This is a genomic window from Streptomyces sp. 8L (assembly GCF_020176795.1).
Taxonomy (GTDB): domain Bacteria; phylum Actinomycetota; class Actinomycetes; order Streptomycetales; family Streptomycetaceae; genus Streptomyces.
Genome location: NZ_JAIUKE010000471.1, coordinates 1 through 6,779, shown reverse-complemented (window position 1 = coordinate 6,779; position 6,779 = coordinate 1). Strand labels below are relative to the sequence as shown.

At 74.5% G+C, this 6,779-nt stretch carries 6 protein-coding genes and 2 pseudogenes; 3 read left to right on the top strand and 5 right to left on the bottom strand.

Annotation, left to right across the window (positions count from 1 at the left end):
* On the top strand, window positions 1-412 hold a 412-nt coding region (locus LCE31_RS31430), incomplete at its 5' end, for a response regulator transcription factor (RefSeq protein ID WP_225020404.1).
* Window positions 413-542: 130 nt separating this feature from the next.
* On the opposite strand, the gene galK is transcribed toward LCE31_RS31430, so the two are convergent.
* The 4 genes from galK to LCE31_RS31410 all read right to left on the bottom strand — a co-directional run bounded on the left by galK (window position 543) and on the right by LCE31_RS31410 (window position 4,546).
* Complete coding sequence (galK, locus tag LCE31_RS31425; RefSeq protein WP_225020402.1) at window positions 543-1,757, bottom strand: galactokinase; 1,215 nt, start codon at window positions 1,755-1,757, stop codon at window positions 543-545.
* Window positions 1,754-2,716, bottom strand: a complete 963-nt coding sequence (galE, locus tag LCE31_RS31420) for a UDP-glucose 4-epimerase GalE (protein ID WP_225020401.1) — start codon at window positions 2,714-2,716, stop codon at window positions 1,754-1,756. The genes galK and galE overlap by 4 nt, the downstream gene beginning before the upstream one ends.
* Window positions 2,713-3,756 (bottom strand): galactose-1-phosphate uridylyltransferase, encoded by a 1,044-nt coding sequence (gene galT / locus LCE31_RS31415; protein WP_225020400.1) that lies wholly within the window; start codon window positions 3,754-3,756, stop codon window positions 2,713-2,715. The genes galE and galT overlap by 4 nt, the downstream gene beginning before the upstream one ends.
* 340 nt (window positions 3,757-4,096) lie before the next feature.
* Window positions 4,097-4,546: a GNAT family N-acetyltransferase gene (locus LCE31_RS31410; protein WP_225020398.1), complete on the bottom strand. Its 450-nt coding sequence runs from the start codon at window positions 4,544-4,546 to the stop codon at window positions 4,097-4,099.
* Between the two features lie 249 nt (window positions 4,547-4,795).
* Between LCE31_RS31410 and LCE31_RS41575 the strand changes: the two are divergent.
* Together LCE31_RS41575 and LCE31_RS31400 are read left to right on the top strand one after the other, a co-directional pair.
* A pseudogene (locus LCE31_RS41575) lies at window positions 4,796-5,086 on the top strand (DNA-binding response regulator); the annotation flags it as partial.
* A gap of 375 nt (window positions 5,087-5,461) precedes the next feature.
* A pseudogene (locus LCE31_RS31400) lies at window positions 5,462-5,998 on the top strand (LuxR C-terminal-related transcriptional regulator); the annotation flags it as partial.
* On the opposite strand, the gene LCE31_RS31395 reads toward LCE31_RS31400, so the two are convergent.
* Window positions 5,951-6,454, bottom strand: coding sequence for a MarR family winged helix-turn-helix transcriptional regulator (locus LCE31_RS31395; protein WP_225020406.1), 504 nt, complete (start codon window positions 6,452-6,454; stop codon window positions 5,951-5,953). The pseudogene LCE31_RS31400 and the gene LCE31_RS31395 sit on opposite strands and share 48 nt — an antisense overlap.
* Window positions 6,455-6,779: the final 325 nt, after the last annotated feature.

Sequence of the window (6,779 nt, the reverse complement as noted above, 5' to 3'; positions counted from 1 at the left end):
GCGGGGGGGCCCCGGGGGGGGGGGGGGGGGGGGGGGGGCCGGGGAGGCCCCCCCCCCGGGGGGGGGGGGGGGGGGGGGGGGGGCGTTGGCCCCGCCCGGGGGGGGCGCCACGGCGGTGGCGCCCGGACTCCTCCAGGGCGCCTTCACGGAGCTGCTCAACCCGGCGGTGCCGCCCGACGACGAGGGCCAGCAACTGCTCGCCCTGCTGACGCCGCGCGAGATCCAGGTGCTGGTGCGGGTCGCGGAGGGCGAGGACACCCGGCAGATCGCGGCGGGCATGGCCATCGCGCCGTCGACGGCCAGGACGCACGTCCAGCGGGTCCTGATGAAACTCAACGTCGGGTCCCGGCTGGAGGCGGCGGCCCTGGCCGCCCGCACCGGCCTGCTCGACCGGGCGGAACGCGAGGCGTGACCACCACTGCCCTGCTCAACCGGGCGGAGCGCGAGGCGTGACCACCACTGCCCTGCTCGACCGGGCGGAACGCGAGGCGTGACCACCGGGCCCGTAGCGCGAGGCCCGGTGGTGCGCGGGAGGCGGCCGGCTACGCGACCCGGTGCGCGCCCCGCGACGGGGTCGCCTCGAAGACACGCGGCGCCGTGTACCCGGCCTCGGCGAACGCCGATTCCACGCCCTTCGTGACGCGCTCCACGTCGCCCGCCTCCACCAGCACGATCGCGGAGCCGCCGAACCCGCCGCCCGTCATCCGCGCGCCCAGCGCCCCCGCCGCGACCGAGGCGCTCACCGCCAGGTCGAGTTCCGCGCACGACACCCGCAGGTCGTCGCGGAGGGAGGCGTGCCCCGCCAGCAGGATCTCGCCCGTCGCACGCGTCCGGCCCGCTTCGAGCAGCGCGATCACGCGCTCGACGCGCGCGTCGTCGCTCACCACGTGCCGTACGTAACGCACCACGCTCTCCGGCTGGCCCGCCGCCTCCAGGCGGGCGAGCATGTCGGGCAGCCGCGTGAACGGCACGTCCCGCAGGGCGCGTACGCCCAGGGTGCGCGCCCCCGCCTCGCAACCCGCGCGGCGCTCCGCGTAGGCGCCGTCGCCGAGTTCGTGCTTGACGCACGTGTCGACGACCAGCAGCCGCAGGCCCTGGGCCGCGAGGTCGAACGGCACCTGGCGCTGGGTCAGGTCCCGCGCGTCGAGGTACAGCGCGTGGCCCTCGGTGCAGCACGCCGACGCCATCTGGTCCATGACCCCGCAGGGCACGCCGACGAACTCGTTCTCCGCGCGCTGCGCGAGCAGCGCCACGTCGGCGGGGGCGAGCCCCAGCCCGTTCAGGTCGCTGAGCGCCGTGGCCGTCGCGACTTCGAGGGCGGCCGACGAGGAAAGGCCCGCGCCCGTCGGCACCGTGGACGTGACATGGATGTCCGCGCCCGCGATGTCGTGCCCCGCCTCGCGCAGCGCCCAGACGACACCCGCCGGGTAGGCGGCCCACCCGCCGGCGCCCGAGCGCGGCGCCAGGCCGGCGATCTCCAGCTCGACCACGCCCCCGGGCACGTCCGCGGAGTGCATCCGCAGCCGGCCGTCGGTGCGCCGCGACACGGCGGCGACCGTCGTATGCGGCAGCGCGAGCGGCATGACGAAGCCGTCGTTGAAGTCCGTGTACTCGCCGATGAGGTTGACCCGGCCGGGGGCCGACCAGACGCCCTCGGGCGGCGCGCCGTACAGGGCCGCGAACCCCTCCGCGGTCGCGGCGCCGCTCTCCGCACCCGTGCCCGCGCCTATGTCCGTGCCGGTGCCTGTGTCGGTCATGCGGTCCTCCGTGCGAAGTTCCAGGCGTCCTCGACGATGCCCGCCAGGTCGGCGCGGCCCGGCGTCCAGCCGAGCCGCTCGTGTGCGGTGCGGGCGGAGGCGACCAGCACCGCCGGGTCGCCGGCCCGGCGGCCCGCGGTCACCTCGGGCACCGGGTGGCCGGTCACCTTGCGCACGGTGTCGATGACCTCCCGGACGGAGAAGCCGCTGCCGTTGCCGAGGTTGCAGATCAGGTGCTCGCCCGCGGTGGCCGCGCCGAGCGCCGCGAGATGCGCCTCGGCCAGGTCCGCGACATGGATGTAGTCGCGTACGCAGGTGCCGTCGGGCGTCGGATAGTCGTCCCCGTACACCGAGATCGACTCCCGCTCGCCGAGGGCGACCTGCAGCACCAGCGGAATGAGGTGCGACTCGGGGTCGTGCCGCTCGCCGGCCGCGCCGTACGCGCCCGCGACGTTGAAGTACCGCAGCGACACCGCCGCGAGGCCGTGCGCCGCGCACTCGCTCGCGATCATGTGGTCGACGGCGAGCTTCGTCGCGCCGTACGGGTTGGTCGGCAGGGTCGGGTCGCCCTCCGTGATGGGCGTGGAGACCGGCTCGCCGTACGTCGCGGCCGTGGAGGAGAACACGAGCGTGCGCACCCCGGCGTCGCGCATGGCGGCCAGCAGCGCCATCGAGCCGCCGACGTTGTTGTCCCAGTACTTCTCGGGCTTCACGACCGACTCACCGACCTGCGAGGAGGCCGCGAAGTGCAGGACCGCGTCGTACGAGCCGTCGAGCCAGCGCGCCGCGTCCTGAACCCGGCCCTCGATGAAGTCGGCGCCCTCGGGCACGCCCGCACGGAAGCCGGTGGACAGGTCGTCCAGCACGGTCACGCGGTGCCCGGCCTCCAGCAGGTGTGTGGCGACGACACTGCCCACATATCCCGCGCCGCCCGTGACCAGGTACTTGGCTCTACTCACTCGCTCGCTACCTCTCGCAGTCGCGCCGCCGCCGCCTCGGGCGGCACGTCGTTGATGAACACACTCATGCCGGACTCGGAGCCGGCGAGGTACTTCAGCTTGCCCAACGTACGGCGGATGGTGAAAAGCTCCAGGTGCAGCGCGTAGTCCTCACGGCCGGGCGCCCGGAACGGCGCCTGGTGCCAGGCCGAGATGTACGGGGTGTGCGGCTGGTCCGGGCCGAAGATCCGGTCGAAACGGCGCAGCAGCTCCAGGTAGACGCCCGGGAACTCGGCGCGCGCCCCCTCCTCAAGACCCCGCAGGTCGGCCACGCGCACGCGGGGGTAGAGGTGCACCTCGTAGGGCCAGTGCGCGGCGTACGGCACGAACGCGGTCCAGTGCTCGGTCTCCAGCACGATCCGCTCACCGTCGGCGCGCTCGCGCGCGACGACGTCCTCGAAGAGGTTGCGCCCCGTGGCGGCCCGGTGCTCGGCGGCGGAGCGCAGCATCAGCGCGGTGCGCGGCGTGACGAAGGGGTACGCGTAGATCTGCCCGTGCGGGTGGGCGAGGGTCACGCCGATCTCCGCGCCGCGGTTCTCGAACGGGAAGACCTGCTCGACCTGCGGGAGTTCGGCCAGCTCCGCGGTCCGGTCCGTCCACGCCTCCAGGACCAGCGCCGCCTGCTCGTCGTCGAGGTCGGCGAAGGAGGCGCCGTGGTCGGAGGTGAAGCAGACGACCTCGCAGCGGCCCGAGTCGCCGGCGAGGGAGGGGAACCGGTTCTCGAAGACGACGACGTCGTAGTCGCTGTCCGGGATCTCGGTGTGCCGGCCGTCCCGGGACGGGTCGAGGGGGCACTCGTCGGCGGGCGGGTGGTACGTACGGTCCTGGCGGTGCGAGGCGATGGCGACGGCGTCCCCGAGGAGTACGTCGTGCCGCACCTCGGAGGCGGTGGCCACCCGCCCGAGCGGCCGCGCGTCGACGGCGTCGAGGACGACGTCGTCGCGGCGGTCGTAGTAGATCAGCTCACGGCCGTCGGCGAGCGTGGTCACCGTCTTCTTCATGGTCTCTCCTGTCGGCGCGCGCGCCGGCCTGATGTGCAACACATACAAACATAATCGCACACATAGAAACCATGGAGCTGGGCTGTAGTCAAGGGATACCTCAAGAACCGCCCCGAAATCCGCTCACGATCCAACAAAGTACGTCACGGGTCGGTGTCACCCGGAACGATCGGGCCCCGTCGCCGCGGATGCCCGCCGCGAGGGGGCCGTCCATCGGCGGCCCGGCGAGGGGCCTGTCGGCGACCCGGGTGGCGGTCCACCGGCGGCCCGGTGGCGGTCCACCGGCGGCCCGGGCGGCGGCCGGTGGGCCTGAGGGGGTGCCGGGCCTGGGGGCGCCGGGTCAGCCGGCCAGCCGTTTCACCAGCGTGTACTCCGTGATGCCCGGCGGGTAGTCCTCGATCCGCGCCACCACCTCATAGCCCTGCTTGACGTAGAAGCCCGGGGCCTGGAAGTCCCAGGTCTCCACGCGGCAGCGCGCGCAGCCGCGTTCGTCGCGTGCGGCCCGTTCCGCCTCCGCCAGCAGCCGGGCCCCGAGCCGGGCCCCGCGGTGCCGGCCCTCGACCCACAGCAGGTCCACATGCAGCCAGCGCGCCCAGGTGCGACCTGCGAGGCCGCCGGCGAGCAGCCCGGTCGCCTCCTCCATCACCCATATGTGCAGGGGGACTTCATCCTCCAGGGGGGTCCCGCGCAGTGACCGCAGCGTGGGGGAGCGCTGGGTGTTGGTCTCCCGCAGACGCTCCCCGAGCAGCACGTGCCGCTCCTTGTTGACTCCTGTCTCCATTCGGAACATGCGCCCCACAGTAAGCACAGACGTCGGCCAGTTCTGCGTTTTCCCTTCCGCCCAGGGCCCCCGGCCGTACCCTGATGCTCAGCACCGGTGGGGGCCGGTGCTGAACAGGGGTGAGGTCGGTCGGGCGCGACGCCCGGGGCGGGGTCGGCGGTCTCGGACGGCGGCGGCCGTGGCGGAGGCCGTCCGATCCGGGCACCGGGTGCCGTGCCTTCGTCGGCTTCGCTCCCCGCCTTCTGGGGGTGTCCTTTTATGGTGCGAATCCGGGTTCTGGTCGTCGACGACCACAGAATCTTTGCCGAATCGCTCGCCGCCGCCCTGGCGGCCGAGCCCGATGTGGATGTGGCGGCGGCGGGCAGCGGCCCGGCCGCGCTGCGCTGCCTGGAGCGGGCGGCGGCCGACGGCCGGCGCTTCGACGTGATGTTGGTGGACGCCGATCTCGGCACCGCCGCCGCGAGTTCCGGCAGGACGGTGACGGGCGTGGGCCACGCGGGGCCGGGCGCCGTCGCCGGAGTACGGGCGCGCGCGGCGTCGGCCACGGCCGGTGCGCAGGGTGCGCACGGTGCGCCGGGTATGGCGGGCTCGACTGCCGGTGTCAGGACCGGTCAGGCGCCCTCCGCCCGGGGCCACGGCGGTCCGGTACCGACCTCGATCGTCCCGGCGGCGAGGCCGTCCGCGGGCCCGCTGGGGTCCCCTGTCTCCGCCACCGCCACCGCTCACGGCGGCAACGGCCGCACCGCCACGGGCCGTTCCGCCGCGCACGCCGCCGCCACCGCGCGCACGACGGTCGGCGCACGTGTCCCCGCGGCCACGGCCACCGGGGCCACGACGGCCGGTGGAGCCACGACGGGCGCCGGGGCCACGACGGCCGGTGGAGCCACGACGGGGGCCGGGGCCGCGTCGGCCGCGGAACCCGCCGGTGAACTGGTCTTCGTGGACGGCCTGTCACTCGTCGCCGGAGTCCGTACGAGCCATCCGTCCATCCGTACGGTCGTCCTCGCGGAGTGCGACGACCCGCGCCGCGCGGCGCTCGCGCTCCAGGCCGGCGCGTCCGGATGGGTCGCGAAGGACTGCTCGCTCCAGCGGCTGCTCACCGTGCTCAGAGGGGTCCTGCGGGACGAGACGCATCTGCCGCCCGCGCTGCTCACCGGGGTCCTCAGAGAGCTGACGGCCGCACGCAAGCACCGCACGGAGAGCGAGCGCCTGGTCGAGTCGCTGACGCCGCGGGAGCGCGAGGTCCTGCGGTGCATGGTCGCGGGGCTGGGCCGCAAGGCCGTCGCCGAGCGGCTGTTCCTGTCGCCGCACACCGTCCGTACGCACATGCAGAACGTGCTCGGGAAGCTCGGCGTGCACTCCACGCTGGCCGCCGTGGCGCTGGCGCGCCGGGCCGGTGTGGGGCCCGCGGAGCTAGCCGGCCCCGGGGACGTTGTCGAACGGGGCGGTCAGCTGGCGTAGCAGCCCGGCCAGCTCGGCACGCTGCGCGCGGGACAGCTCGGACAGGAGTGCGCGCTCCTGGTCGAGCAGTCCCGCGAGTGCCTGGTCCGCGCGGTCCTGCCCCTCGCCGGTGAGCCGGACCAGGACACCGCGCCGGTCGCTCGGGTCCGGCAGCCGCTCCACGAGGCCCTTCTTCGCCAGCCTGTCGATGCGGTTGGTCATGGTGCCCGAAGTGACGAGGGTCTGCGTCAGGAGCTGGCCGGGGGAGAGTTGGTAGGGCTCGCCCGCGCGGCGCAGGGACGTCAGGACGTCGAACTCCCACGGCTCCAGGCTGTGCTCGGTGAACGCGAGCCGGCGCGCGCGGTCGAGGTGCCGGGCCAGCCGGGACACGCGGCTGAGCACCTCCAGCGGTTCCACGTCGAGGTCGGGGCGCTCTCGGCGCCATGCCGCGACCAGTCGATCGACCTCGTCCTCCATGACGATCAGTGTAGTTGGTCCCTCGACATGAAGTCTCTTGACGTCAAGATACTTTGGGGTGCAGTCTGGTGCCACGTCCGGGCCGCACGCCGCTGCTCCCCGGCCGTCGTCCAGCTGCCCGTGCCCGGCCACCGGCCCGCCGCCACCGCCGGCCACGGAGCCGACCGACCCGACCGGACCCGAGCCGACCTCGTACACGGAGGCACCCCGCATGTCCACCGAGCCGCCCCACCCGTCCCAGCCGACACACCCGCCCCGGGCGTCCCGGGGCGCGGAGACCGGGCCGCCCTCGACGACCGCGCCCGCCTGGGACCCCGCCCAGTAC